The organism is Streptomyces amakusaensis (genome assembly GCF_039532665.1).
GTDB lineage: Bacteria > Actinomycetota > Actinomycetes > Streptomycetales > Streptomycetaceae > Streptomyces > Streptomyces amakusaensis.
Window position 1 is genome coordinate 150,634 of record NZ_BAAASB010000002.1, and the last position, 25,399, is coordinate 176,032.

21 protein-coding genes are annotated in these 25,399 nt (G+C 72.4%); 8 read left to right on the top strand and 13 right to left on the bottom strand.

From position 1 onward, the window contains the following. Nucleotides 1–141: 141 nt before the first annotated feature. The 3 genes from ABD371_RS03255 to ABD371_RS03265 all read right to left on the bottom strand — a co-directional run bounded on the left by ABD371_RS03255 (nt 142) and on the right by ABD371_RS03265 (nt 4,091). Complete coding sequence (locus tag ABD371_RS03255) at nt 142–2,016, bottom strand: glycoside hydrolase family 18 chitinase (protein ID WP_465270020.1); 1,875 nt, start codon at nt 2,014–2,016, stop codon at nt 142–144. A gap of 177 nt (nt 2,017–2,193) precedes the next feature. Beyond that, nucleotides 2,194–2,886 carry a response regulator gene (locus tag ABD371_RS03260; RefSeq protein WP_344472446.1) on the bottom strand — a complete coding sequence of 231 codons (693 nt, stop codon included), beginning with the start codon at nt 2,884–2,886 and terminating at the stop codon, nt 2,194–2,196. Then, nucleotides 2,883–4,091: a sensor histidine kinase gene (locus tag ABD371_RS03265; RefSeq protein WP_344472448.1), complete on the bottom strand. Its 1,209-nt coding sequence runs from the start codon at nt 4,089–4,091 to the stop codon at nt 2,883–2,885. Before ABD371_RS03265 ends, ABD371_RS03260 begins: the two co-directional genes overlap by 4 nt. A gap of 150 nt (nt 4,092–4,241) precedes the next feature. Here ABD371_RS03265 and ABD371_RS03270 point away from each other — a divergent pair, with 150 nt between their 5' ends. Further along, nucleotides 4,242–4,820: a hypothetical protein gene (locus tag ABD371_RS03270; protein ID WP_344472450.1), complete on the top strand. Its 579-nt coding sequence runs from the start codon at nt 4,242–4,244 to the stop codon at nt 4,818–4,820. Between the two features lie 32 nt (nt 4,821–4,852). Here ABD371_RS03270 and ABD371_RS03275 read toward each other — a convergent pair whose 3' ends face one another. Beyond that, the gene (locus tag ABD371_RS03275; protein ID WP_344472452.1) at nt 4,853–5,425 is read right to left on the bottom strand and encodes a cob(I)yrinic acid a,c-diamide adenosyltransferase; all 573 of its coding nucleotides are present in this window, start codon (nt 5,423–5,425) and stop codon (nt 4,853–4,855) included. A gap of 200 nt (nt 5,426–5,625) precedes the next feature. On the opposite strand from ABD371_RS03275, the gene ABD371_RS03280 reads away from it, so the two are divergent. The 3 genes from ABD371_RS03280 to ABD371_RS03290 all read left to right on the top strand — a co-directional run bounded on the left by ABD371_RS03280 (nt 5,626) and on the right by ABD371_RS03290 (nt 9,944). Then, complete coding sequence (locus ABD371_RS03280; RefSeq protein WP_344472453.1) at nt 5,626–6,474, top strand: 3-hydroxyacyl-CoA dehydrogenase family protein; 849 nt, start codon at nt 5,626–5,628, stop codon at nt 6,472–6,474. Between the two features lie 201 nt (nt 6,475–6,675). Beyond that, complete coding sequence (locus ABD371_RS03285) at nt 6,676–6,999, top strand: STAS domain-containing protein (RefSeq protein ID WP_190123308.1); 324 nt, start codon at nt 6,676–6,678, stop codon at nt 6,997–6,999. Between the two features lie 356 nt (nt 7,000–7,355). Beyond that, nucleotides 7,356–9,944 (top strand): ATP-binding protein, encoded by a 2,589-nt coding sequence (locus ABD371_RS03290; RefSeq protein ID WP_344472456.1) that lies wholly within the window; start codon nt 7,356–7,358, stop codon nt 9,942–9,944. An 84-nt stretch (nt 9,945–10,028) separates the two neighbouring features. Here the strand turns inward: ABD371_RS03290 and nucS are convergent, their stop codons facing one another. Next, nucleotides 10,029–10,691, bottom strand: a complete 663-nt coding sequence (gene nucS, locus ABD371_RS03295; RefSeq protein ID WP_190123310.1) for an endonuclease NucS — start codon at nt 10,689–10,691, stop codon at nt 10,029–10,031. A gap of 306 nt (nt 10,692–10,997) precedes the next feature. Between nucS and ABD371_RS03300 the strand changes: the two genes are divergently transcribed. Next, nucleotides 10,998–11,390 carry an SCO5389 family protein gene (locus ABD371_RS03300; protein ID WP_190123311.1) on the top strand — a complete coding sequence of 131 codons (393 nt, stop codon included), beginning with the start codon at nt 10,998–11,000 and terminating at the stop codon, nt 11,388–11,390. Between the two features lie 94 nt (nt 11,391–11,484). Here ABD371_RS03300 and ABD371_RS03305 read toward each other — a convergent pair whose 3' ends face one another. Then, nucleotides 11,485–12,513, bottom strand: a complete 1,029-nt coding sequence (locus tag ABD371_RS03305; RefSeq protein WP_344472459.1) for an LLM class flavin-dependent oxidoreductase — start codon at nt 12,511–12,513, stop codon at nt 11,485–11,487. 216 nt (nt 12,514–12,729) lie between these two features. Between ABD371_RS03305 and ABD371_RS03310 the strand changes: the two genes are divergently transcribed. Continuing rightward, nucleotides 12,730–13,059 carry an ATP/GTP-binding protein gene (locus ABD371_RS03310; protein ID WP_190123313.1) on the top strand — a complete coding sequence of 110 codons (330 nt, stop codon included), beginning with the start codon at nt 12,730–12,732 and terminating at the stop codon, nt 13,057–13,059. An 18-nt stretch (nt 13,060–13,077) separates the two neighbouring features. On the opposite strand, the gene ABD371_RS03315 is transcribed toward ABD371_RS03310, so the two are convergent. From ABD371_RS03315 to mce, 7 genes are all read right to left on the bottom strand, one after another. Next, on the bottom strand, nt 13,078–13,908 hold the full coding sequence (locus ABD371_RS03315) for an ABC transporter permease (RefSeq protein ID WP_344472462.1): 831 nt from the start codon (nt 13,906–13,908) through the stop codon (nt 13,078–13,080). Then, nucleotides 13,905–15,029, bottom strand: a complete 1,125-nt coding sequence (locus ABD371_RS03320) for an ABC transporter ATP-binding protein (protein WP_344472464.1) — start codon at nt 15,027–15,029, stop codon at nt 13,905–13,907. Before ABD371_RS03320 ends, ABD371_RS03315 begins: the two co-directional genes overlap by 4 nt. 144 nt (nt 15,030–15,173) lie before the next feature. Next, a complete protein-coding gene (locus ABD371_RS03325; RefSeq protein WP_344472466.1) occupies nt 15,174–15,953 on the bottom strand; it encodes an ABC transporter permease in 780 nt (259 codons plus the stop codon). Nucleotides 15,954–15,956: 3 nt separating this feature from the next. After that, nucleotides 15,957–16,976: an ABC transporter ATP-binding protein gene (locus tag ABD371_RS03330; RefSeq protein WP_344472468.1), complete on the bottom strand. Its 1,020-nt coding sequence runs from the start codon at nt 16,974–16,976 to the stop codon at nt 15,957–15,959. Between the two features lie 115 nt (nt 16,977–17,091). Next, entirely contained in the window at nt 17,092–18,030 is a 939-nt protein-coding gene (locus ABD371_RS03335; RefSeq protein WP_190123318.1) for a coiled-coil domain-containing protein, read from the bottom strand. 114 nt (nt 18,031–18,144) lie between these two features. Beyond that, entirely contained in the window at nt 18,145–22,278 is a 4,134-nt protein-coding gene (scy, locus tag ABD371_RS03340; protein ID WP_344472471.1) for a polarized growth protein Scy, read from the bottom strand. A gap of 166 nt (nt 22,279–22,444) precedes the next feature. After that, nucleotides 22,445–22,873, bottom strand: coding sequence for a methylmalonyl-CoA epimerase (gene mce / locus ABD371_RS03345; RefSeq protein ID WP_190123320.1), 429 nt, complete (start codon nt 22,871–22,873; stop codon nt 22,445–22,447). A 147-nt stretch (nt 22,874–23,020) separates the two neighbouring features. On the opposite strand from mce, the gene ABD371_RS03350 reads away from it, so the two are divergent. Both ABD371_RS03350 and meaB read left to right on the top strand, forming a co-directional pair. Then, on the top strand, nt 23,021–24,226 hold the full coding sequence (locus ABD371_RS03350; RefSeq protein WP_344472474.1) for an acetyl-CoA C-acetyltransferase: 1,206 nt from the start codon (nt 23,021–23,023) through the stop codon (nt 24,224–24,226). A 158-nt stretch (nt 24,227–24,384) separates the two neighbouring features. Continuing rightward, nucleotides 24,385–25,341: a methylmalonyl Co-A mutase-associated GTPase MeaB gene (meaB, locus tag ABD371_RS03355; protein WP_344472477.1), complete on the top strand. Its 957-nt coding sequence runs from the start codon at nt 24,385–24,387 to the stop codon at nt 25,339–25,341. The last annotated feature ends 58 nt before the right edge of the window (nt 25,342–25,399 follow it).

The window sequence follows — 25,399 nt, forward strand, 5'->3', positions numbered from 1 at the left end:
CGTGACGACCGGTCGTCACGACCGTACGACGCACGAAGGGGCCGGGGGATCTCCCCGGCCCCTTCTCTGTGCCACCGGCTCCGGTCAAGCCCGGTGTCGATCACTCACGGGCGGGTGCCCGCCGTTGTGCGCGTTCCGGGGTCAGGGCTGCAGACCGTTGTTGATCGCGGTGATCAGCTCACCGTTGGTGGTGTCGCCGCTGAAGTCCCAGGCGAAGGTGCCGCCGAGGTTCTGGCTCTTGACCCAGCTCATCTTGCTGGTGAGCGTGGACGGGGTGTCGTAGCTCCACCAGTTGCTGCCGCACTTGGCGTAGGCGGTGCCGCCGATGGTGCCCGTGGCCGGGCAGGTGTTCTTCAGGACCTTGTAGTCCTCGAAGCCGGGCTCGTAGGTGCCCGTGGCCGGACCGGTCGCGGTGCCGCCCGGGGTGTCCTGGGTGACGCCCGTCCATCCCCGGCCGTAGAAGCCGACGCCGAGCAGCAGCTTGCTGGCCGGGATGCCGCCGGCCTTGAGCTTGTTGATCGCCGCCGCGGAGTTGAAGCCGTCCTGCGGGATGCCGGGGTAGGCCGTGAGCGGCGAGTGCGGTGCCGTCGGGCCCTTGGCGGCCCAGGCGCCGAAGAAGTCGTACGTCATCACGTTGTACCAGTCGATGTACTGTGCGGCGCCCGCGTAGTCCGCCTTGTCGATTTTGCCGCCGTTGGAGGCGTCGGCGGTGATGGCGGCGGTGAGCAGGTTGTTCGGGCCGAACTTGGCGCGGAAGGCCTGCATCATGTTCTTGATGGCGGCCGGCCCGCTGCTGTCGCAGGTCAGACCACAGGCGTTCGGGTACTCCCAGTCCAGGTCGATGCCGTCGAACACATCGGCCCACCGCGGGTCCTCGACCAGCTGGTAGCAGGACTCGGCGAAGGCGGTGGGGTTGGTCATGGCCTGGGTGAAGCCGCCGGACCAGGTCCAGCCGCCGAACGAGAACAGCACCTTGATGTGCGGGTACTTCTTCTTCAGCTCGCGGAGCTGGTTGAAGTTGCCGCGCAGCGGCTGGTCCCAGGTGTCGGCGACGCCGTCGACGGACTGGTCGGCGGTGTAGGCCTTCTCGTAGTCGGCGTAGGAGTCGCCGATCGTGCACTTGCCGCCCTGGACGTTGCCGAAGGCGTAGTTGATGTGGGTGATCTTCGCGGCGGTCCCGGAGGTGTCCAGGTTCTTGATGTGGAAGTTGCGTCCGTAGACGCCCCACTGGGTGAAGTACCCCATCTTGATCTTGGAGCCGGGGTTCACGGTGCCGCTGGTGCGGACCTGGTGCGCGCCGCTGAGCGGTCCGAGCTGGTCCGCGGTGTCGCGGGCCTGCACGGTGTACGAGTAGTCGGTGGCCTTGGTCAGGCCGGTGTCCGCGAAGGTGAGGCCGGTGGTCGTGTGGACCTTGGTGCCGTCACGGTAGACGTCGTAGTTCTTGACGCCCTTGTCGTCGGTCGCGGCGGTCCAGGCCAGCGTCACACCGGTCTCGGTGACATTGCTGGAGGTGGGGGTGCCGGGGGCGCTCGGCGGGTCGTCGCCGGGGACCGTGCCCCCGTCGCAGGAGCCGCCGTTGAGCTTACAGTTGGACGGGGCTCCGGTGCCGGTGCCGTTGAAGCCGAAGGTGACCGTGGCGCCGGGGGCCAGCGCGCCGGCCCAGGACTTGCTCTTGGCGGTCCAGCGGTTGCCGACGTTGGTCACATCGGCGTCCCAGGCGGACGTCACCCGGGTGCCGGCGGGAAAGTCCCACTCGACGGTCCAGGCGCTGATGGCCGTGGTGCCGGTGTTCTTGATGCTCCACTTGCCCTCGAAGCCATTGCCCCAGTCGGAGGCCTTGGCGTACGTCGCGGTGGCGGACGTGGCGGCCTGGGCGGGGGTGGCGAGGCCGACCAGAGCGGCCAGCGGGAGGATCAGCGCGGTCAGCGACGCGATGATCTTCGATCGGACGGAGAGCCTCGCTCCCGGTGGGGCGGGTCGTCTGAGGCCGTGCGAGGGTGGGGGCTGAGTGCTCACGGGTACTCCTTGAGGAGGTCCTGACAGTGGGGTGGGACCGTGCCGTGCCGTGCGCTCCGCACTCCGCGTGGCTCACCGCAGCGTGCGTAGCGGTGAGAGTAGGAAGGTCTGGACCAATCGTCAATAGGTCCAGACCAAAGGCGGCATGCTGGCGTGGAACAGCCCGTCGGATCCCCCTCAGATCCCCAATTCCTGCGCCAGTACCGCCGCTTGCACCCTGCTGCGCAGATCCAGCTTCCCCAGCAAGCGGCTGACATGGGTCTTCACCGTGGCCTCGGCCATCCTCAGCCGTACCGCGATCTCGGCGTTCGACAGCCCCTCGCCCAGACAGTGCAGCACCTCGCGCTCGCGCCGGGTGAGCGCGTCGAGAATCGCGGGGTCAGGCGCGTCGGGGGAGCGCACCCGGTGCGGCGCGGCGAATTCCGCGATCAGCCGGCGGGTGACCGCCGGGGAGATCAGCCCCTCGCCGCGCGCCACCGTGCGCACCGCCGCCAGCAGGTCGGCGGCCTCGGTGTTCTTCAGCAGAAAGCCCGAGGCCCCGGCCCGTAGCGCGCCGAAGATGTACTCGTCCAGATCGAATGTGGTCAGCACCAGAACGTCCGCGAGCCTCTCGGAGACGATCTGCCGGGTCGCCGACACCCCGTCGAGGCGGGGCATCTGAAGGTCCATCAGCACCAGGTCCGGGCGGATCTCCCGGGCCATCCGCACGGCCTCCTCGCCGTCCGCCGCCTCGCCGACGACCTCGATCTCCGCCGAGCTGCGCAGAATGAGCACCAGCCCCGCACGTACAGCGCTCTGGTCTTCCGCGACCAGTACACGTACGCGCCCCGTCTGCGCCGCGTCCCCTGAATGGCGTACTTCCGATGTCATGCGGAGTACTCCTCGCTCTCGTCCCGCACGGGCAGCACGGCCCGTACGCACCAGATCTTCTCGGGCCCGTCGGCGGGGCCGGCCACCGGGCCCGCCTCCATCCCGCCCGACAGCAGGGCCACCCGCTCCCGCATGCCCACCAGACCGGCCCCCGAGCCGGGCGCGCGCGGGCCCGGACGGCGGCCGAAGGGGCTGGTGACCGTCACGGTCAGCGCCCGGCCCCCGCCGTGGCCGATGGCGATGCGCACCTCGCCGGGCTCGGCGTGCTTGAGCGCGTTGGTCAGGGACTCCTGCACGATCCGATAGGCCGCCAGCTCCACCGGCGCGGGCAGGGTCACGCCCTCCTCGCGCCGGTCGTCCAGGGCGAAGGTCAGTCCGCTGGCCGTGCCGTTGGCGCGGAACTGGTCGATCAGCGACTCCACCCCGGCGAGCGTGGGCGCGGCGGCCGGCCGGTCGTCCTGGGCCCGGTCCCGCAACAGCCCGATGAGCCGCCGCATCTCCGCGAGCCCGGCGACGCTGTTCTCCCGGATGACCCCGAGCGCCTCCCGGGAGGTCCCGGGGTCGTTCAGCGAGAGCGCGGCCGTGGAGTGGATGGCGATCGCGGAGAGATGGTTGGCGACCACGTCGTGCAGCTCGCGCGCCATCCGCCCGCGCTCGGCGGTCACCGCCTGGACCCGGTCCATCTCGGCGAGCAGCGCGGTCTGCTCGGCCCGCAGCCGCGCCGCGTCGGCCGCCTCCCGGTGGTTGCGGACGACCGCCCCGGTGATGGCCGGGCTGAGCACGACCATCCCGACGATCACACCGAGGAAGAGCGCGGTGGGGTTCCGGAAGAACACCAGCAGACTGATGGCGGCGGCGACCGAGAGCAGCCCGGCGATCACCGGGACCCGGCGGGCGACGGCGGGGGAGCCGTACGCCACCGCCACGTACACGCTGTCGGTGAAGAGCAGCACCGTGAAGAGGTTCCCGACCGTGAACTGGTCGGCGATCAGAACCGCCGTGCCGACCAGCAGCGTGGTGAGCGGCATCGATCTGCGGAACAGCTCCTGGACGCTGATCACCGCCAGCGGCACCAGGGCGGCCCAGGCCGGCAGGAGATCGCTGCCCGGTTCGTTGTAGACGCCGAGGGACCACAGCAGCACACCGCCGAGGAAGGCGGCGGCGATCATGACGGCGTCGTCGCGGTGGGGGCGGGGAAAGGTCACTCGTCCATCCAACACGGCCATCGTTCCCAGGGCCTCCCCGACCGGGCTGAGCTGCGAGTACATCGAAGTATGCAGTCCACTCTCCTCACTGCCGACGACGCCGGGCGGCCCGGGGTGCGAAAGCCTGGGGGAGGAGAGAGGAGAAGTCCCGTGATCGTCACGCTGATCATCGTCTGCGAGGTGGGCTTCTGGGTGCTGCTGGCCGCCGGACTGGGCGCGCGGTACGCGCTGAAGATGCCCCGGCTGGGCGCTGCCCTGCTGCTGTGCGAGCCGCTGCTGGAGGTCGTGCTGCTCATCGCCACGGCGGTGGACCTGAAGAACGGCGCCGAGCCGAGCTGGACGCACGGCCTCGCGGCGCTCTACATCGGCTACACCGTGGGCCACGGCCATCGCACGGTCCGCTGGCTCGACGGCCACGCCGCCCACCGCTTCGGCGGCGCGCCGCCCCCGCTCCAGCCGCCCCGGTACGGAATGGCGCGCGCCGCCCACGAGGGCAAGGTCTGGCTCGGCACCCTGATCGGCGCGGCGGTGGCGACCGGACTGCTCCTGCTGGCGATCTGGTACGTGGGCGACGCGAGCCGCTCGGGCTCGCTGGAGGGCTGGATCGGCCAGGCGTGGAAGGTGACGGGCATTCACGGACTGATCGCGCTGTCCTACCTGGTCTGGCCCCGCCGCGACCCCGGCGAGGGGGCCGAGGACCGCGAGCCCGTCCGGGTGGAGCGCCGCTAGCGCCTGCCCGCGAGCCCGCCGCCGTCAGTGGCTCAGCGCTCGCCGCCGGGCACCCAGAGCACGTCGCCCGTCTCCTTGTTCGCCGTCCGCGCGAGGATGAAGAGCAGGTCCGAGAGGCGGTTGAGATACGTGGCGGTCAGCGGGTTCATCGTCTCCCCGTGCACCTCCAGCGCCGCCCAGGTCGAGCGCTCCGCCCGCCGCACCACCGTGCAGGCCTGGTGGAGCAGGGCCGCTCCCGGGGTGCCGCCGGGGAGGATGAAGCTGCGGAGCTTCTCCAACTCCTCCAGGAAGCGGTCGCAGTCGGCCTCCAGCCGGTCGATGTAGAACTGCTCGACCCGCAGCGGCGGGTACTTCGGCTCCGCCACCACCGGCGTGGAGAGGTCCGCGCCCACGTCGAAGAGATCGTTCTGGATCCGGACGAGGACCTCGACCACCTCGTCCGCCAGCCCGCCGAGCGCGACCGCCGTGCCGAGCACGGCATTCGCCTCATTGGCGTCGGCGTACGCGGAGATCCGCAGATCGGTCTTGGCGGTCCGGCTCATGTCACCGAGCGCCGTGGTGCCCTGGTCGCCGGTACGGGTGTAGATGCGCGTCAGATTGACCATGGGGCCAGCGTAGTGAGACCCGCCCCCGGCCCGGCACAACCCCCCGCCCCGACCGGCCCGGCGCGCCCCCCGGCGCTCCTCCCGATGTGATGTCCGTCATGTGAGACGTGACGCGCATCTCTTAGCCGCCACTTGACCCCTTCCGGCCGCTAATCTCCGGCCGAGAGGCGAAATGTAAACAGTCGTTAAGGGGTGTCGCTGTGGCCAGGAAGCTCGCCGTCATCGGAGCCGGACTCATGGGTTCCGGAATCGCTCAGGTCTCGGCCCAGGCGGGCTGGGACGTCGTTCTGCGCGACATCACCGACGAGGCCCTGACCCGCGGCACCGACACCATCAAGAACTCCTGGGACCGTTTCGTCGCCAAGGGCAGAATGGAAGCGGCCGACGCCGACGCCGCGTTGGCCCGGATCACCACCACCACCGATCTGGACGCCGTCGCGGACGCCGACGTCGTCGTCGAGGCGGTGTTCGAGAAGCTCGAGGTCAAGCACGAGATCTTCCGCGCGCTCGACCGCATCGTCCGCGAGGACGCGGTGCTCGCCTCCAACACCTCCGCCATCCCGATCACCAAGATCGCCGCGGTGACGGACCGTCCGGAGCGGGTCGTCGGCGCGCACTTCTTCTCGCCGGTGCCGATGATGCAGCTGTGCGAACTGGTCCGGGGCCACCGCACCAGCGACGAAACCCTCGCCACCGCGAAGGAGTTCGCCGAGTCGGTCGGCAAGACCGTCGTCGTCGTCAACCGCGATGTCGCCGGCTTCGTCACCACCCGGCTCATCTCGGCGCTGGTCGTCGAGGCCGCCAAGCTCTACGAGTCGGGCGTGGCCTCCGCCGAGGACATCGACACCGCCTGCCGGCTGGGCTTCGGCCACGCCATGGGCCCGCTCGCCACCGCCGATCTCACCGGGGTCGACATCCTGCTCCACGCCACCGGGAACATCTACACCGAGTCCCAGGACACCAAGTTCGCCGCGCCGGAGCTGATGCGCCGGATGGTGGACGCCGGGGACATCGGCCGCAAGAGCGGGCAGGGCTTCTACACCTACTGAGCGGCCGGTGAAGGCCCTCCGGCGTCCGCCGGTATCACCCTACGGAGTGATTTCGGTATCGGTTCGCTTACAAACAGCAACTGAGGTGCCCTTCAGGCCGTCAGTTGAGGCAAGAAGAAGTGCGACAGCCTGCGCGGGCCGTCGCACCGACGCGGCCCATCACACATCCACTGGGCACTGAAGCACTCTCGGGGAGCGCATATGCACATCAGGGGCGACCAAGTCGAGCTGGTCGTCGGGGGCCGCCTCGACGTCCGCAGCGCGGCGGACGCCCGTACGGTCCTGCACTCGGCGGTCGACGACGGAGACGGCGACCTGGTGCTCGATCTGACCGGCCTCGACTCCTGGGACGCCACCGGGCTCGGCGTCATCATGGGCGCCCACCGCCGGGCAGGCCGCTGCGGCAGAAGGCTCGTACTGCGCGGTGTGCCGCCGCAGATGCAGCGGCTGCTGGTGGCCACCCGGCTGCACCGCATCCTCGCCATCGAGGGCGGTCTCGCCGCCGAGTCGCTGCCCCGGGTCTGACCGCCCCGGGCCGTCCCGGCCCGTCCCGGGCCGCCTCCGCCCACCTCGTACCCGCCCGTTCGCGACCTCACAATTCTCATGAAGCCGTGACGTCGCGGACGGGCCGGCACCCCGCCGCATCAGGGATACCCTGCCAGCGTCTAGGGTTTCGTTCGTCTGCCGCCGTACGGGACGCTCCGACGAGTCACTCGCGACACACCGCTTCGGGCGACCCACGCGGCAGGAGCACCGGACCGAAGCGGCGTCCGGGCGCGCGGAGAGACTCGGGAGGGGCCTTCGCGCGAGGCTCCGCCACGGGCTCCCACCGAGCCCCGGCGGGGACGAACCTATGCGAAGCGCATCTGGGGGCTTGGACCATGGACCACGACAGTTTCGGCGAGGGCGCGGGGCCGAAGCGGCCGTCGCGCGAGCCCGGCGCGCCCGACTTCGGACAGTCCGCGCCGCCGCTCGCCCGTACCGTGCGGATCGTCGCCGGTGACTTCCTGCTCACCGTCAACCCCGTCGACGGCAGCGAGATAGAACCCTGCCCGCCCAGCGTGCCCGACGCCGCCGACCACCCCGCGCCGCCCGTCCGCCGCACCGCGGCCGAGCGCGCCGAACACCAGCGCGCCGCCCAGCCGCCCGCACCCGCGGGACCCGCCGCGCCCCGGCCGGCGCTGCTGGAGCGCGACGAGGAGCGCGAGCGGATCACCCGACTCCTCGCCCGGGGCCGCTCCCTGCGCGTCACCGGGCCCGCCGGCTCCGGCCGTACCGCCCTGCTCGACCTCGTCGCCGAGGAGTGCGCCGACCTCGCGCCCGACGGAGTCGTCCGGCTCAACGGCCGCCACCGCACCGCCACCGACCTGCTGTACGAACTCTTCGCGGCCGTCCACCGCTCCCCGCGCCACCGCCCCGGCCGCGCCCAACTCCCCGAGCGGATCGCCGACATCGGCGCGATCGTCGTCCTGGACGACCTGGAGTTCGGCGGCGCGGCCCTCGGCGAGCTGCTCGACTCGGCCCCCGAGTGCGCCTTCCTGCTCGCCGCCCTCCCCGACGCCCCCGAACCCGCCGCCGACGCCCACCTCGAAGAGGTCGTCCTCACCGGACTCGGCCGCAGCGCCTCCCTGGAGCTGCTGCGCCGCTCCGTGGACCGCCCGCTCGCCGAGGACGAGGCCAACTGGGCCGGAGACCTCTGGTTCGAGTCCGAGGGCCTGCCGCTGCGCTTCGTCCAGGCCGGCGCGCTGCTGCGGCAGCGCGACGAACTCCGCGAGCGGCTGCGCGAGGACCCCGACGCCTTCGAGGCGTTCGCGCCCCCGGAGGGCGTCGACGGGACCGAGGTCGCCCTGCCCACCCTGGGACAGGGCGCGGCCCCCGCGCCACTGCTCGCCTCCCGGCTCGGCGAGGCCGCCCGGCAGACCCTGCGCCTCGCCGTCGCGCTCGGCGGCGAGGTGCCCCACCAGGCGCAGCTGCCCGCCCTCGTCGGCGACACCCACGCCGACGCCGCGATCGGCGAGCTGATGGACTGCGGCCTCCTCTCCCCGGTCGGCGTCCGCTACCGGCTCGCGGCCGGCGTCCGCGCCCAGCTGGTCGAGAAGGGGTACGCGGAGGAGTCCGCCGCCCACGCCCACACCGCCGCCCAGCACTACACCTGGTGGGTCGGACACCCCTCCGTCACCCCCGAGCGGGCCTGCGCCGAGGCGGACGCCGTCGTGGCCGCGCTCACCGCCCTGGTCACCAGCGACGGGAGCGGGCACCCGAGCGCCGCCGTGCTGCTCGCCCGCGGCGCCGCGCCCGCCTTCGCCGCCGGACTCCACTGGGGCGCGTGGGAACGCGTCCTGCGGACCGGCTCCGAAGCCGCCCGCAAGGCGGGCGAAGTGGCCGAGGAGGCCTACTTCCACCATGAGCTGGGCATCCTGGCGCTCAGCACCGACCGGCTGGACCGGGCGCGCGCCGAGCTGGAGACCTCGATCGGCATGCGCGGAGTGCTCGCCGACAAGAGCGGCACGGTCGCCGGACGCCGGGCGCTGACCCTCGTCGACGACCGGGAGAACGGACGGGTGCCCTCGGCCTCCCTCACCGGCTCCGCCGAGGCCCCCACCGCCCGGGTGCCCGCCACCCGTCCGGCGCTCTCCTCGCCGCCCGCGATGGCCGCGCTGCCGCCCGGAACGGGAGCGGGAGCCGGAGCCGGAGCCGGAGCCGGAGTCGCCGGGGCGGACCGCGCCGCCGCCGCCCCGGGCACCCGCCCCTTCCCGGTGGTCTCCGGGACCGTGGAGGTGCCCCGGACCTTCGTCCCGTACCAGCCGCCGCCCGGACAGAGCGCCTGGGCCCGCCGCAGGCGCGTGCTGCTCGGCACCCGCCGCAATCTGGTCGCCGCCGCCGCGGGCGCGCTGCTCGTGGCCGTCCTGGGCACCGCCGTCACCCTCGGCGCGGTCTCGGACGAGAAGGAGCCGCCGAGCGGCGGCAAGGTCGGCAACGGCCAGTCGGTCGAGGAGGAGGAGCCCCCCGGCGGTCTGGAGGCGGACGAACCCGCCACCGACCCCGGCGAGCGCCGGCCCAGCGTCCCCGGCGCGGTCCCGGCCGCCACCACCGGCGCGACGGCCGTCCCCCGGGGCAGCGCCGTACCCGTGACGGGGACGCCGTCCGCGTCGGCCACCACCACCCCCACGGCCGGCACCACCCCGCGGCCGGGCCAGAGCACCTCGGACGCGCCCACCACCCGGCCCAGCGCCCCGGCGTCGACCACCGGCACCGGCAGCCCGACCGGCACGGGCGGCCCGACCACCGTGCCCACGGCCACGGTCACCCCCACCGCCAGGCCCACCCCGACCATACGGCCGACCAAGACCACCAGGCCGACGACGCCCGCGCCCACCCCCACGGCCACCGACGACGACGGCACCCAGACCACCGGCAGCGCGCCGATCGCACCGACCCCCGCCGGGACCCCCTCCGCCCCGGTCGCCTGAGCCTCCGGGTACGCCGACGGCCCCGGGGCGATGCCTCCGGGGCCGTCGGCCACTTCCGTCCGCCGCGTCTTCGCGCGGGCGGGCTCAGAACAGTCTGAGCTTGTCGTCCTCGATGCCCCGCAGCGCGTTGTAGTCGAGCACCACACAGCCGATGCCCCGGTCCGTCGCCAGCACCCGCGCCTGCGGCTTGATCTCCTGAGCCGCGAACAGGCCCTTCACGGGGGCGAGATGGGGATCGCGGTTCAGCAGCTCCAGATAGCGGGTCAGCTGCTCCACGCCGTCGATCTCGCCACGCCGCTTGATCTCCACCGCGACCGTGCCGCCGTCCGAGTCCCGGCACAGGATGTCCACCGGGCCGATCGCCGTCGGGTACTCCCGGCGGATCAGGCTGTACCCCTCGCCCAGGGTCTCGATCCGGTCGGCGAGCAGTTCCTGAAGGTGCGCCTCCACGCCGTCCTTGATGAGCCCGGGGTCCACCCCCAGCTCGTGCGAGGAGTCATGGACGACCTCCTCCATGGTGATGATCAGCTTCTCGCCGGCCTTGTTGACGACCGTCCAGACGCTGCCGTCGCCCTCCTTGAGCGTGCAGGGCGGGGACATCCAGTTCAGTGGTTTGTACGCCCGGTCATCCGCGTGGATGGAGACGCTGCCGTCCGCCTTGATGAGGATCAGGCGGAGGGCTGAGGGCAGATGGGCGGTGAGCCGTCCCGCGTAGTCCACGGAGCAGCGGGCGATGACAAGGCGCATGGTCGGCAACGCTACTCGACGCAGACCCCCGCGCGCGATTCTCCCTACGCACTCCCGCTGTGGGCGACCACCGCGCCTGACGGAGACCCTCTGGCCCGTCCAGCTTGTACCTGTTCCTTTCTGGCCGGTTGTCCGCTCAATCTCCTGGTGCGCCATGGATCGCGCACTTACCGTGGATGCGGGAGGTCGTCGGCTGCGCACTCTGCGTCGTTGTACGTCATGCACATGATGGCGTTTTGGGTGTTTTCGGCGTGCCTTCTTCCCCGCCCGTAAGGCCCCGGTCCCGGGGTCGCGAGAGGAGTACCCATGTCGCTCGACGTCTCACCGGCGCTGTTGGAGCAGGCCGAGCGAGGCGAGGTCGACGAAGCAGATTTCGTCGACTGCGTCCGGACCTCCCTGCCCTACGCATGGGAGATGATCAGTTCGCTGGTGGCACAGCTGAAGGTCGACGGCGGCGACTTCGCCGACAACCAGACGCCTCCGCCGGACGAGCAGGCACGTGGCCAACTGCTGCGCGCGCTCGCGAGTGACGCGATTCGCGGCGCGCTGCAACGGCACTTCGGAGTACGGCTCGCTTTCCAGAACTGCCACCGCGTCGCGGTGTTCCCGCTGGACTCCTCGGTGGACGAGCGACTGGCCCGCTTCACCTCGGTACGCGGGCAGCTGCTCAACCAGTCGCCCGAACTGCGCGACTGCTGAGGACTTGGGTCGCCGCTCCGGGTCGCGGGAGGCGCGACTGACGGCGGTGCGCCCGGGAGCCGGCCCGGCGGTCCGGGTCGGCTCCCGGGGCGGCTCAGCCCAGCAGCGGGAGCACATCCTCGCCCAGCCGCCGGACGTTCTCCTCCGTCGCCGTGAGATCGCCCGAGCCCTCGGTGAGCAGCGCGAACCGCCGGATGCCGGTGCGCTCGGCGGTCGCCGCCAGCCGGTCGGCGGCGAGGCGCGGCGGGCCCACCGGGTGGAGCCGGCAGAGCAGCTCCGTATAGGCGACGGGGTCGCGCATCACCCGCGCCCGGCCGTCGACCGTCATATGCGCGTCCAGGCCCTGCCGGAACCAGCCGGGCATCGACTTCAGCAGCGTCTCGCCCGCCTCCGCCGCGCTGCGGCCGATCTGGGCCACTCCCGCCGACACATGACCGGCCGTCGCGACCTCCTCCGGCGCACGGCCCGCCGCCAGGGCGCTCCGCCGCCACAGGGCGACCATCTCGGCCTTCTCCTCGTCGCCGCAGTGCATGCCGAGCAGCATCGGCAGCCCCCGCTCACCGGCGAGGCGCACACTCCCGGGCGAGGTGCACGCCACGATCACCTCGGGGCGCTCGGGCCCGCCGATCAGCTCGTCCGGCCGGGGCACCACGGGCACTTCGCGGAAGGAGTACCGCTGCGAGCGGCCGGCGACGGAGGGCCGCCGCAACCAGTCCAGCAGCAGGTCCAGCGAGTCCGCGAACCCCGTCTCATAGGCCGCGAGACCGGCTCCGAAGACCTCCAGATCGACCCAGGGCCCGCCCCGGCCCACCCCCAGCGAGAATCTCCCCCCGCTGGTCAGATGCAGCAGCGCCGCCTGCTCGCCGAGTGCCACCGGGTGCGCGGTGGGCAGCACGCTCACCGCCGTGCCCACCCTGATCCGCCGGGTGCGGCCGAGCAGCAGCGCGGCGAGCGTCACCGCCGACGGGCACACGCCGTACGGCACGAAATGATGCTCGGCGAGCCACACCGCGTCGAGCCCCGACTCCTCCGCCACCTCGGCGGAGCGCACCGCCCGATGCAGTGCCTCTCCCTGTCCCTGGCCCGGAAATTGCGCCGCCAGTACGAACGTTCCCACGCGCATAGCCTTCTGCCTCCTTGCGGCCGACGCGTCACTCCCCCCACCGGCATCAACGCCCGACACGTGCCAGGGGCACGGCCTCTCGTAAAGTTCTTGCGATTTTCCGGTAACCGCCCCGTCAGGAGCGGCCCTCCCGTGGCACACCGGACGTGTACCCGCTTGCCCAGGCCCTAGGCTGGTCGAGAAGGAAACGTCCCACTTGCCCCGTGAGGTGTACTCGTGTCCCCGCGCCGCAACCGCCCCAAGGGCGGCGACAAGCTCTCCCCGCAGTCCGGTGAACCGGGCGACCGCTACGGCGGGTTCGGCCTCACCGAGTCCTGGCAGGGCGAGGAGTGGTCGCTGCGCCATGTCGCCGGGGCGAGCGCCCAGGGCAAGCGCTATCGCTGCCCGGGCTGCGACCAGGAGATCCCGGCGAGCGTTCCGCATGTGGTGGCCTGGCCGGAGCACGGGGGAGTGGACGACCGCAGGCACTGGCACAAGGCCTGCTGGAACGCGAAGGACCGCCGCACCACGAGGGTGCAGCGGTCCCGTAACGCGCCCAGGCACTGACCGGGGCGGAGCGGTCTCTCAGACGTCGCGCGAGTTCAGCACCGCGTACGCGCCGGCCAGCGCGGCGGCGGCCACTCCGGCCATGATCCACACCGGCTCCCAGCCCTGCGGGCCGGAGTCGACACCGGCGTCGGTGTAGAGCACGCCGAGCTGGTTGGGGATCGAGTAGTCGAAGAGCGCTTCCTGGACCTTCGCCAGGGACTCCACGGCCAGGAACATCGCCACCACCATCGGCAGCAGCACCACGCCGATCATGGCGGTGATGGCTCCCGCCGAGTGCCGGATCAGCACACCCACGGCGAGCGAGAGCAGACCGAGGGAGGCGAGGAAGAAGCTCACACCGAAGGTGGAGCGGAACCACTCCTCGTTGGTGGGGGCCTTCGCGCCGTCGAGGATCGACACCTGGAGCGCGCCGACCACCAGCGTGAGCACCAGGGTGGAGACGAAGACGACCAGGAAGAAGACGAGCGCCTTCGCGGTCAGCACCCGGCTCCGCGAGGGGCAGGCCGTCAGCGTGGTCCGGATCATCCCGGTCCCGTACTCCGAGGCGACGGTGAGCACGCCGAGCGTTATCACGCAGACGCTGGCGAGGAGCACCCCGAAGAAGCCGAAGAAGAGCACCTGCTCATTGGCGATGTCGGCGTCGGCGCCGTTCAGCGCCACCGCGATCAGCAGGCCGATGCCGACGATCAGCACGGCCATGACGCTCAGCGTCCAGATCGTCGACCGCACCGAACGGATCTTGGTCCACTCGGAGGCGAGCGCGTCCCCGAGGTGGGCCTTGCGGACCGGGATCGGCGAGGAGTACGAGGCGACGGGAGCGCCCTGCTGCTGGTAGGGGGTGGTCATCGGGGGTCCTCGGGCTTGGTCAGGTCGGCGGGGGCGGCGGCGGGCGGCGCGGCCTGCGCGGCCGCCGGAGCGCCCGCGTAGGGGTTGGCCTCGGACCCGGGCGGCGGCGGGGCGTAGAAGCCCTGCTGCGGCACCTCGGGGATCCGCTGCTGCGGCGCCCCGAACCCGGGCTGCGGCTGCTGCGTCAGCCCCGCCTTCTGGTCGACGGACGAGCGGTAGTCGACCGCGCCCTGCGTCATCCGCATGTACGCCTCCTCCAGCGAGGCCCGGTGCGGGGACAGCTCCCAGAGGCGGACGTCCGAACCGTGCGCCAGATCGCTGATCCGGGGCAGCGGCAGCCCGGTCACCCGCAGCGCGCCGTCCGGCTCGGTCAGCACCTGGGCGCCTGCCCCGGAGAGCGCGGCGGACAGCTTGTCGCGCGACTGCGGCTCGTCGTCCGGGGTGCGCACCCGGGCGAAGTCGGCCGAGTTGGTCGAGATGAAGTCCGTGACGCTCATGTCCGCGAGCAGCTGCCCGCGGCCGATCACGATCAGATGGTCGGCGGTGAGGGCCATCTCGCTCATCAGGTGCGAGGAGACGAAGACCGTACGGCCCTCGGCGGCGAGCCGCTTCATCAGATTGCGGACCCAGAGGATGCCCTCGGGGTCGAGACCGTTGACCGGCTCGTCGAAGAGCAGCACCTGGGGGTCGCCGAGGAGGGCCGCCGCTATGCCGAGCCGCTGGCCCATGCCGAGCGAGAAGCCCTTCGAGCGCTTGCGCGCCACGTCCTGGAGACCGACGACGCCGAGCACCTCGTCCACCCGGCGGGCCGGGATCCCGGAGAGCTGCGCCAGCGACAGCAGGTGGTTGCGGGCGCTGCGCCCGCCGTGGACGGCCTTGGCGTCGAGCAGCGCGCCGACCTGGCGGGGCGCGTTCGGGGTCTGCCGGAAGGGCAGGCCCCCGATCGTGACCTTGCCCTCGGTCGGGGCGTCGAGCCCCAGGATCATCCGCATGGTGGTGGACTTGCCGGCACCGTTGGGGCCGAGGAATCCGGTCACCGCGCCGGGCCTCACCTGGAAGGAAAGGTTGTACACGGCCGTCTTGGCGCCGTAGCGCTTCGTCAGGCCGACTGCCTCGATCATTCTCCAGCCCCATCGACTTCTCGTCATCGGGGCTCCGGCCGGTCGGCCGCACACCCCCGTAAGAGAGAGGAGGATATCGAGGTTCGTATAGTTCCAGCCACTCGGTAACTTTTCGATCACGTTCCCGGGGGTATGGGCGGGTCTCTACGCGTCGCGGCGCTTCAGCACCGCGTACCCCCCGGCGAGCGCCACCAGCACCCAGATCAGCATGATCCCCAGCCCCTCCCAGGGGCCGTACGGGACTTTGGTGCCGCCCAGCGCGTCCGGCACCACCTGCATGATCCGCGCGCCGGCCTGGTCGGGGAAGTACCGGGCGACCGTCTTGGCCTTCGGCACCGCCGCCAGGATCTGCGAGACCAGGAAGAAGAACGGCATCAGAATGCCGAGCGACAGCATCGAGCTGCGCAGCATCGTCGCCACCGCCATCGAGAAGAGCGCGATCAGCCCCATGTAGAGGCCGCCGCCGACCACCGCGCGCAGCACGTTCTCCGCGCCGAGCGTCGTGCGGTGCTCGCCCAGCAGCGCCTGGCCGAGGAAGAAGGAGGCGAAACTCGTCGCCATGCCCACCGCCAGCGCCAGGACCGTGGCCACCGCCAGCTTGCCGAAGAGGAAGGTGCCGCGCTGCGGCACGGCGGCGAGCGAGGTGCGGATCATCCCGGAGCTGTACTCGGTGCCCACCACCAGCACCCCGAAGACCACCATCGCCAGCTGGCCGAGCGTCATCCCGGAGAAGCTCGCGAGCGTCGGATCGAAGGTGAGCCGCTGAGCCGGGGAGAGATCGTCGAAGGTGGACCGGAAGAGCGCGCAGAGCGCCGCGCTCACGGCGACCGTCACCAGGAAGGCGGCGGCCAGCGTCCAGAGCGTGGAGGACACCGTACGGATCTTGGTCCACTCCGACTGGAGGACCGCGGGCAGTGAGGCCATGGCTCAGACTCCCTCCGTGCCGCTGCCGCTGCCGCCGGTGCCCCAGCGGGGGCCCGTGTCCGCCGGCGGCCCCTCGCCCCAGCGGGGGCCCGGCGGCGCGGACCGCCCCGGATCGCTCGTACCGTGTGCGTGGTACTCCACCGAACCCGCCGTCATCTGCATGAACGCCTCCTCCAGCGAGGCCCGCTGGGCGCTCAGCTCATGCAGGACGACACCGTGCTCCGCCGCCAGCTCGCCGAGCCGCTCGGTCGTCGCGCCGTCGATCTCCAGCGCGCCGCCCGCCGCCTCCACGGGGGTGAACCCCGCCGTGTGCAGCAGATCCCGCAGCCGCTCCGGCTGCGGCGAGCGCACCCGCGCGTAGCTGCGCGAGTTCTCCTGGATGAATGCCGCCATCGAGGTGTCCGCCAGCAGCCGGCCCTGCCCGATCACGATCAAGTGATCCGCCGTGAGCGCCATTTCGCTCATCAGGTGCGAGGAAACGAAGATCGTCCGCCCCTCGGCGGCGAGCTGCTTCATCAGATTGCGGATCCAGTGAATTCCCTCCGGGTCCAGCCCGTTCACCGGCTCGTCGAACATGAGGATCTCCGGATCGCCGAGCAGCGCGGAGGCGATTCCCAGCCGCTGGCCCATGCCGAGCGAAAATCCCTTCGATTTCTTCCGCGCCACCGCCGTGAGTCCGACGATGTCCAGCACTTCCGAGACCCGGGAGGAGGGGATGCGATTCGCCTGGGCGAGACAGAGCAGATTGTTGTACGCGCTCCGCCCGCCGTGCATCGCCTTCGCGTCGAGCAGCGCGCCGATGTACTTCAGCGGCTCCGCCAGCTCCCGGTAGTGCCTGCCGTCGATCCGTACGCTGCCACTGGTCGGATTGTCCAGATCGAGCATCATCCGCATCGTGGTGGACTTGCCCGCGCCGTTCGGACCGAGGAACCCGGTCACCACCCCCGGCCTGACCTGAAACGACAGACGGTCGACGGCGACCTTCGCGCCGAATCGCTTGGAGAGGCCCTCAAGCTCGATCATGCGGCCACGCTAAGGGCGCGCGAAGCCCCCCGCCACTTGAACGGCAGGGGGCTTGACGCATTCTTTGACCCGCACGCTCCCCGGAGGGGGAGGAGTCGCACATCCGGACGGGGAGTCAGCGGGACTGCTGGGCCGGGACCCCCCGGGAGATCGGCTCGTCGTCGGCGGGGGAGCCGGCGGCGGCGACCGCGGCACCCGTCAGCGTGGCCAGCATCTCGCGAACGTTGGTCAGCTGCGCGTTGATCGAGTCGCGGCGGTTGGTGAGCGCCGCCAGCTCGCGCTCCGATTCGCTGCGGATCCGGTCGGCCTTGGCGTTGGCGTCCGCCACGATGTCCTCGGACTGACGCTGGGCCGTCTCCACCGTCTGACGGGCCCGGCGCTCCGCGTCCGTACGCAGCTTCTCGGCCTCCAGGCGCAGCTGCTCGGCGCGGTGCTCGATCTCCGCGAGACGCTTCTCGGCCTTCGCCTGACGCGAGGCCAGGTCCCGCTCGGACTGCTCCCGGCGCTTGGCGAGGTTGGTCTCGAAGTCCGCGGCGGCCTGGGCGGCCTTGGCACGGGTCTCCTCGAAGAGCGCGTCGGCCTCCTCGCGCTTGGACTGCGCGTCCTTCTGCGCCTCGCTGCGCAGCTGCTGGGCCTCGCCCTTCGCCTTGTCGACGATGTTGACGCCGTCGTCCTCCGCCTTCGCCTTCCGCTCGGCGGCGAACGACTCGGCGTCGTTGCGCACCTGCTGGGCGGCGGACTCGGCCAGCTCGCGGTGCTGCTCGGCGGCGCGGCGGGCCTCCTCGCGCAGGTCCTTCGCCTCCTCCTCGGCGAGCCGCAGGATCTTCTCGACACGCGCACCGAGGCCGGCGTACGAGGGCTCGGCGTCGGAGACCTGCGCCTGGGCGTTCTGCGTCTCCAGGTGGAGTTCTTCGATGCGCTTTTCGAGAGAGGTGATTCGGGAGAGAGCGCTATCACGGTCGGCGACGAGCTTGGTAATGCGGTCGTCCACCTGGCCGCGGTCGTAACCACGCCGCACGAGCTCGAAGCCGAAGGGGGAGGAAGTGTCGCTCATGGGGTTCCTGTCGAATGAGACCGGTGAGGTGATAGTTGGAATCCTAGGGGCCTAAGCGGCGTGTCATCGAGTGGATGCGGGTTTGATCTGGAGAATGTCCAGCCTTTTGAGTGGCTAGCCGTCGGAGGACTTGCCGCTGGAACGTGTAACCCCAGCAGCGGCACCGGCTTTGACGCCGCCCGACGGGCCGCCGGACGGCTTGCCGCCGACCGGCGGAGCTTCAAAGCCGAGGGCCTCCAGCACGTCCTGGACCCGGGAAATCTCGGCCTGAATGTCCTCGCGCCGCCGCACCAGCACCTCCAACTCGCGCTTTCCGTCCGTCACCGCGCGCTCGGCCTCGGCCACGGCCTCCGCCTTGATCTGCTCGCCCTCGCGGGTCAGTCCGGCCTTCTTCTGCTCGGCCTCCTTCAGCAGCCCCTCCGCCCGCTTGACCGCGGAGATACGGACCCGGCTCGCCTCCGAGTTCGCGTCGGCCACCAGCTGCTTGGCCTTCTCCTCGGCCTCGTCGCGCTGCTGGGTCGCCGCCTTCACCAGATGGTCGACCCGCTCGCCGGTCGTCCGCATCTGCTCCGCGGTCTCCCGGCGGGCCCGCTCGTGCAACTCCTCCACCTCGGACTCCACCCGGGCGCGCATCTCGTCGCCGCGCTCCCTTATGGCGGTGGCGTCCCGGCGCGCGCCGACCAACAGCTCATCGGCGTCGGTACGGGACTTCTCCACCAGGGAGTTGCCCTCGATGGTCGCCTCCGCGACCAGCCGCTCGGCCTCCTGGCGGGCCGCGCCCACCATGGCGTCCGCCTGCTCCTCTGCCTCCAGGGCGGAGCGCAGCGCCTCCTCCTGAGCCTTGTTCACCAGCTGGTCCGCCTGCTCGGCCGCGTCCCGGCGGCTCTTGGCCGCCGCCTCCCGCGCCTCGTCCACGGTGCGCTCGGAGGCCGCGCGGGCATCGGCTGCCAGCCGCTCGGCCGCCGCCTCGGCGTCCGTCTTGACCTGCCGCGCCTCGGACCTGATCCGCTCGGACGCCTGCTGGGCCGAGGCCACCGCCTCGGTGGCCTCCGCGCGCATCCGCTCCGCGTCCTCGGTCGCCTCCGCCCGGCTCCGCGCGGCGTCCGCGGTGGCGTCCGCCACCAGCCGCTCGGCCTCGCTCCGCGCGTCGGAGCCCAGCCGCTCGGCCTCGGCGCTCGCCTCGCCGATCAGCTCGTCGGCCTGGGCGGCGGCGTCGGAGCGCCGCTTGTCGGCGGCCTGCCGCGCCTCGTCCAGGATCCGCTCGCTCTCCGTCCGGCTCCGCTCGGCCTCCTCGATCGCCTCGGTCACCAGACGTTCCGTCTCGCTCCGCGCGTCGGACGCCAGCCGCTCGGCCTCGGCGCTCGCCTCGCCGATCAGCTGGTCCGCCTGGGCGGCGGCGTCGGAGCGCCGCTTGTCGGCGGCCTGCCGCGCCTCGTCCAGCACCTGCTGGGCCTCGGTACGGATCAGCTCGCCCTCGCTCGTGGCCTCGCCGACGAGCCGGTCCGCCTGGGCCGCCGCCTCCGAACGGATCCGGTTGGCGTCGTCCCGGGCGTCCGCCCGGGTGCGGGCGGCGTCCTGCTCGGCGGAGGCGACCGCGTCGGACGCCTCCGTACGCATCCGCTGGGCGTAGTCGGAGGTGTCCGAGCGCAGCCGGTCGGTCTCCGCGACGGCCTCGGCGACGGTCCGCTCGGCGAGCGCGTTCGCCGCCTCGGTCTCCTCCTGCGCCCTGGCCCGCAGGCTCGCCGCGTCCTCGGCGGCCCGCTCCCGCTCGGCGTGCGCGTCGGCGCGGACGCGGTCCGCCTCCTCCTGCGCCTCGCTCCGGGTCCGCTCGGCCGCGTGCTCCGCGGCCGAGCGCAGCCCGGTGATCTCCTGCTCGGCCTGCTCGTGCAGCCCGGCGACCGACTCCCGCACCTGCTTGGCGTTCAGCTCGGCGGCGGCCACCAGCTCGGTGGCGCGGCCGTCGGCCTCCGTCACCAGCCGGTGCGCCTCGGCCTGGGCCTCCTCGACCCGCCGGCGGGCGGAGGCGAGCAGCTCCTCGCTCTCCTCGCCGACCCGCTCCCGCTCCTGATCGGCCTCGGCGCGCGCCGATTCGAGGATCCCCTCGGCCTCCCGGCGGCGGCGCACGGCCTCCTCCTGGGCGGCGGCCAGCGCCTCGGCGGCCTCCGCCCCCACCCGGTCGGCGGCGGCGGCGGCCTCGGCACGCAGCCGGTCGGCGGTCTCCTGGGCCTCGCTCTTGAGCCGCTCCGCCTCGTTGGAGGCTTCGCTGCGCAGCCGTACGGCGACGTTCTCCGCCTCCGCGCGGGCCGCGGCGGCATCGCCCGCGGCCTCGGTGCGCAGCCGCTCGGCCTCCTCGTCGGCCTGCGCCTGGAGGTTCCGGTTCCGCTCGCCCGTCTCGGTGCGCAGCCGCTCGCTCTCCTCGGCGGCCTCGCGCCGGATCCGCTCGCTCGCGGCGCGCGCGTCGGCGAGGCTCTCCTCGGCGGCCGTCAGCCGGGCCTCGGCCTCGGCCGCGAGCCGTGACAGCTCCTGGGCGGACTCCTCCTGACGGGACGCCAGGGTCCGCGCGGTCTCCTCGCGCAGCTCGGCGGCGGCGCGCTCGGCGGCCTCGGCCACCTCCTCCGCCTGCTCCAGCGCCTCCTCGCGCAGCCGGTCGGCCTCGGCGCGGGTGCGCTCAAGGGTCTCCTCGGCCTGCCGGCGCAGCGCGGTGGAGCGCTCGATCGCCTCGGCGCGCACCCGCTCGCTGTCGGTGGTCGCGGAGGAGCGCAGCTCGTCGGCGTCGGTACGGGCCTTGGTCAGCAGCTCCTCGGCGGTGCTGGCGGCCTCCTCGATCTGCTGGACGGCCTCCCGGCGTGCCTCGGTGCCGAGCCGCTCGCCCTCGGCGACCGCCTCGGCCCGCAGCTGCTCCGCCTCGCCGCGCAGCCGCCGCGCCTCCTCCTGGAGTTCGGCGGTCCTGGCGCGGTACTCGGCGGTGTCGTCCTTGGCCGCGCCCTTGAGCTGGTCGGCCTGTTCGGCGGCCTCGCCGCGCAGCCGGTCGGCCTCCGCGTCGGCCTCGCGGCGGATCCGCTCGGCCTCCTCGCCGGCCTTGCGGGTGGTCTCCCGGGCGTCGTCGGACGCCTTGGTGAGGATCTCCTCGGCGGCCCGGGCGGCCTTGGCCAGCTGGGCGGCGGAGTCCTCGGCCGCGACGGTGCGGGCCTTCTCGGCGGCGGCGGTGAGCTGCTTCTCGGCCTCCGCCTTCGCGTCCTCGAGGAGTTGCTCCGCCTCGGCCTTGAGCGACTCGGAGTCGGTGGTGGCCTCGGCGACCAGCCGGGCGATCTCCGCCTTGGCGGTGCGGGTGCGCTGCTCGTTGGCGGACTCGGCGGAGGCGAGCTGGCGGGCGGCGGACTCCTTGGCCTGGCCCAGGACCTTCTCGGCCTCCGCGCGCGCCTCCCGCAGCCGCTCCTCGGCCTCCTGGATCCGCTGTTCGGCGGCCCGGTTCAGCTCGGTCGCCTGCTGGCGGGCGGTCTCGGCCTCGGCGGTGGTGGAGGTGCGCAGCTGCTCGGCGTGGGCGGCGGCCTCCTGCGCCTGGCCGGAGGCGGCGTTGAGCAGCCGCTCGGCGTCCTTGCGGGCGCGCAGCAGGACCGACTCGGCCTCGGCGCGGGCGGCCTCGGTCTCGGCGCCGACCCGGCGGCGGGCCTCGTCGGCGGAGCGCTTGGCCTCGGCGCGGGCCTGGGCGAGGGACTGCTCCGCCTCGGCGCGGGACTCGTCGAGGAGTCTGCGGGCCTGCGACTCGGTGCGGGCGCGCAACTGCTCGGCCCAGGCGACGTTCTCGTTGACATGGGCCTCGACCGTGTGGCGGCGCTCGGCCAGCTCCTGGTCGAGGCGCTGCCGGCGCTGATTGGCCTCGGCGTGCAGCTCCGCCTGGAGCCTGGCCTGGTGCTCGGCGTGCTCCTGGAGGATGCGCTGGGTCTGGGCCCGGGCCTCGCGCAGCTCGCGCTCCGCGTCCTGGCGCAGCTGGTCGGCCTGCACCTGGGCGTTACGGAGCAGCTGATCGGCCTGATAGCCGAGGTCGGCGCTGTCGTACGCGGGACGGGAGGCGAGGTTGCGGCGCGCCTCGTGCAGCTTGGCGCGCAATACCTCGACCTGGTAGCCGAGGTCCTCGGCATGCTGGACGGCCTTCTCCCGGTCGGTCTTCAGCCGGTCCATCTCGGCTTCGAACCGCGAGAGGTGGTCGTCGTCAGCTCGGTGGCTCTCCTGGTGTTCGTAGCCCCGCACTGCGCGGTCCCATCCGTCCCCTGGTCGCAACTGACTCCACACAAGCGCCGTCCGCTCGCGAACGGCTCCCCGGGGAATGGTGACAGATCAACATGAGAGGCCGCGGTGCGACCCCGACCGGCCCCGGCCCGGAATCGCCCACTCTACCGGGCCGGGAATCCTCAGGTCAGTGGTCCGTTGCGGAGGTGACGAGTTCGGTGAGGACGCCGTGGCAGTCCTTGGGGTGCAGGAAGGTGATGCGCGATCCCATGGAACCGGCCCTCGGGCTGTCGTAGAGGACCCGTACACCCTTCTCCCGGACGGCGTCCGCCTCGGCGTCCACGTCGGCGGTGCCGAAGGCGATGTGATGAACTCCTTCCCCGTTCTTGGCCAGCCACTTCCCGACGGGTGAGTCCTCGGTGAGGGGCTGGAGCAGCTGGATGTAGGACGCGCCCCCGTCGGAGGTCTCGTTGATCTTCAGCATGGCCTCCCGCACGCCCTGCTCCTCGTTGACCTCGGCGTGGAAGACCTCGAATCCATAGGTGGTCCGGTAGAACTCGACAGTTGTGTCAAGGTCGTGACAGGCGATCCCGATGTGGTCGATTCGCGTCAGCATCCCTACAGTCCAGCGCCGATGGGCCCGTTACGCAACGTGCGCGCGATCACACCGACCGCCCGATGACCCCCGGCCGGACCGCTCAGTACATTTGAGGTAAACCCTCGTTCACTCCTCGGCCCCCGGGCCGGAAGGGGATCGTGTCTGATGTCAGGAACGACCGGCACCACCTCAGTGATCGTCGCGGGAGCCAGGACGCCGATGGGACGGCTCCTCGGTTCGCTCGCTTCCTTCTCCGGCTCCGACCTGGGCGGATTCGCCATCGCCGCGGCGGTGGAGCGGGCCGGCATCGCCCCCGGCCAGGTGCAGTACGTGATCATGGGCCAGGTGCTCCAGGCCGGGGGCGGGCAGATGCCGGCCCGCCAGGCGGCCGTCAAGGCGGGCATCCCGATGTCCGTCCCCGCGCTCACCGTCAACAAGGTCTGTCTCTCCGGGCTGGACGCCATCGCCCTGGCGGACCAGCTGATCCGGGCCGGCGAGTTCGACGTGGTCGTCGCCGGCGGCCAGGAGTCGATGACCAACGCGCCGCATCTGCTGCCGAAGTCGCGCCAGGGCCACAAGTACGGGGCGATCGAGATGCTCGACTCGATGGCCCACGACGGGCTCACCGACGCCTTCGAGAACATCGCCATGGGCGAGTCGACGGAGCGGCACAACACCCGGCTCGGCATCGCCCGCGCCGAGCAGGACGCCATCGGCGCGCTCTCCCACCAGCGGGCCGCCGCCGCGCGGAAGAACGGGATCTTCGCGGCGGAGATCACCCCCGTGGAGATCCCGCAGCGCCGGGGCGAGCCGGTCCTCGTCACCGAGGACGAGGGCATCAGGCCCGAGACCACGGCGGAGTCGCTGGCCGGGCTGCGTCCGGCCTTCTCCGCCGACGGCACGATCACCGCTGGCACCGCCTCGCAGATCTCCGACGGCGCGGCGGCCGTCGTGGTGATGAGCCGCGCCAGGGCCGAGGAACTGGGCCTGGAGTGGATCGCCGAGATCGGTGCGCACGGCAATGTCGCCGGCCCCGACAACTCCCTTCAGTCGCAGCCGTCCAACGCGATCCTGCACGCCCTCGGCAAGGAGGGCATCGGCGTCGGCGACCTCGATCTCATCGAGATCAACGAGGCTTTCGCCGCGGTCTCCGCGCAGTCAATGAAGGATCTCGGGGTGTCCAGCGAAAGAGTGAACGTCAACGGCGGAGCGATCGCTCTCGGCCATCCGATCGGCATGTCCGGGGCCCGGCTCGTGCTCCACTTGGCGCTGGAGCTGAAGCGCCGGGGCGGCGGAGTGGGCGCGGCGGCGCTGTGCGGCGGCGGCGGCCAGGGCGACGCGCTGATCCTCCGCGTTCCCTCGGCCGGCTGACGGCCACGACCAAGGTCGTGTCTTCAAAGTCCCGCCTGTCCGTCGTGCCCCGGCACGCCCTCCCCCTGGCCGAAGGCCCAGGGGGAGCACCAGACCCCGCCAGACCCTCCCTACGGGAGGACGGCGCTACTTTGAAGACACTCCCTAGGAGCGGTGAGATGGCAGACGTCCCCCAGCTGGTCGCCCAGGCCAGGGAAGGCAGGCCCCGGGCGGTCGCCCGGCTGATCTCCCTGGTGGAGGGGGCGTCACCGCAGCTGCGCGAGGTGATGGCGGCGCTCGCCCCGCTGACCGGAGGGGCGTACGTGGTCGGCCTGACCGGCTCGCCCGGCGTCGGCAAGTCGACCTCCACCTCGGCCCTGGTCACCGCGTACCGCAGGGCGGGCCGCCGGGTCGGGGTGCTCGCCGTCGACCCGTCCTCGCCGTTCTCCGGCGGGGCGCTGCTGGGCGACCGGGTCCGGATGTCGGAGCACGCCTCCGACCCGGGCGTCTACATCCGCTCCATGGCCACCCGGGGGCATCTGGGCGGTCTGGCGTGGGCCGCCCCGCAGGCGATCCGCGTCCTGGACGCGGCGGGGTGCGAGGTGATCCTCGTGGAGACGGTCGGGGTGGGCCAGTCCGAGGTGGAGATCGCCGCCCAGGCGGACACCTCCGTGGTGCTGCTCGCGCCCGGCATGGGCGACGGCATCCAGGCCGCGAAGGCGGGAATCCTGGAGATCGGCGACGTCTATGTCGTCAACAAGGCGGACCGCGACGGCGCGGACGCGACGGCCCGCGAGCTGAACCACATGCTGGGGCTGGGCGAGGCCCGCGCCCCCGGGGACTGGCGGCCGCCGATCGTGCGGACGGTGGCATCGCGCGGTGAGGGCACCGACGAGGTGGTCGAGGCCCTGGAGAAGCACCGCGCCTGGATGGAGGAGAGCGGCGCGCTCCAGACGCGCCGGGCCCGCCGGGCCGCGGGCGAGGTGGAGACCATCGCGGTCACCGCGCTCCGCGAACGCATCGGCGATCTCCACGGCGACCGCCGGCTGGACGAGCTGGCGCGGCGCATCGTCGCGGGCGAGCTGGACCCCTACCGCGCGGCCGACGAGCTGGTGGCGGGGCTGACCGAGTCCTGACCGCCGGGGGTACGGCGACGGCCCGGCCGGGTCCTCGAAGGATCCGGCCGGGCCGTGG

Excerpts from the sequence above, each read along its gene's own strand:
- ABD371_RS03260 (WP_344472446.1), bottom strand. The coding sequence starts at position 2,886 with ATGACATCGGAAGTACGCCATTCAGGGGACGCGGCGCAGACGGGGCGC.
- ABD371_RS03275 (WP_344472452.1), bottom strand. The coding sequence starts at position 5,425 with ATGGTCAATCTGACGCGCATCTACACCCGTACCGGCGACCAGGGCACC.
- ABD371_RS03285 (WP_190123308.1), top strand. The coding sequence starts at position 6,676 with ATGCACATCAGGGGCGACCAAGTCGAGCTGGTCGTCGGGGGCCGCCTC.
- ABD371_RS03290 (WP_344472456.1), top strand. The coding sequence starts at position 7,356 with ATGGACCACGACAGTTTCGGCGAGGGCGCGGGGCCGAAGCGGCCGTCG.
- nucS (WP_190123310.1), bottom strand. The coding sequence starts at position 10,691 with ATGCGCCTTGTCATCGCCCGCTGCTCCGTGGACTACGCGGGACGGCTC.
- ABD371_RS03300 (WP_190123311.1), top strand. The coding sequence starts at position 10,998 with ATGTCGCTCGACGTCTCACCGGCGCTGTTGGAGCAGGCCGAGCGAGGC.
- ABD371_RS03305 (WP_344472459.1), bottom strand. The coding sequence starts at position 12,513 with ATGCGCGTGGGAACGTTCGTACTGGCGGCGCAATTTCCGGGCCAGGGA.
- ABD371_RS03315 (WP_344472462.1), bottom strand. The coding sequence starts at position 13,908 with ATGACCACCCCCTACCAGCAGCAGGGCGCTCCCGTCGCCTCGTACTCC.
- ABD371_RS03320 (WP_344472464.1), bottom strand. The coding sequence starts at position 15,029 with ATGATCGAGGCAGTCGGCCTGACGAAGCGCTACGGCGCCAAGACGGCC.
- ABD371_RS03325 (WP_344472466.1), bottom strand. The coding sequence starts at position 15,953 with ATGGCCTCACTGCCCGCGGTCCTCCAGTCGGAGTGGACCAAGATCCGT.
- ABD371_RS03330 (WP_344472468.1), bottom strand. The coding sequence starts at position 16,976 with ATGATCGAGCTTGAGGGCCTCTCCAAGCGATTCGGCGCGAAGGTCGCC.
- ABD371_RS03335 (WP_190123318.1), bottom strand. The coding sequence starts at position 18,030 with ATGAGCGACACTTCCTCCCCCTTCGGCTTCGAGCTCGTGCGGCGTGGT.
- mce (WP_190123320.1), bottom strand. The coding sequence starts at position 22,873 with ATGCTGACGCGAATCGACCACATCGGGATCGCCTGTCACGACCTTGAC.
- ABD371_RS03350 (WP_344472474.1), top strand. The coding sequence starts at position 23,021 with ATGTCAGGAACGACCGGCACCACCTCAGTGATCGTCGCGGGAGCCAGG.
- meaB (WP_344472477.1), top strand. The coding sequence starts at position 24,385 with ATGGCAGACGTCCCCCAGCTGGTCGCCCAGGCCAGGGAAGGCAGGCCC.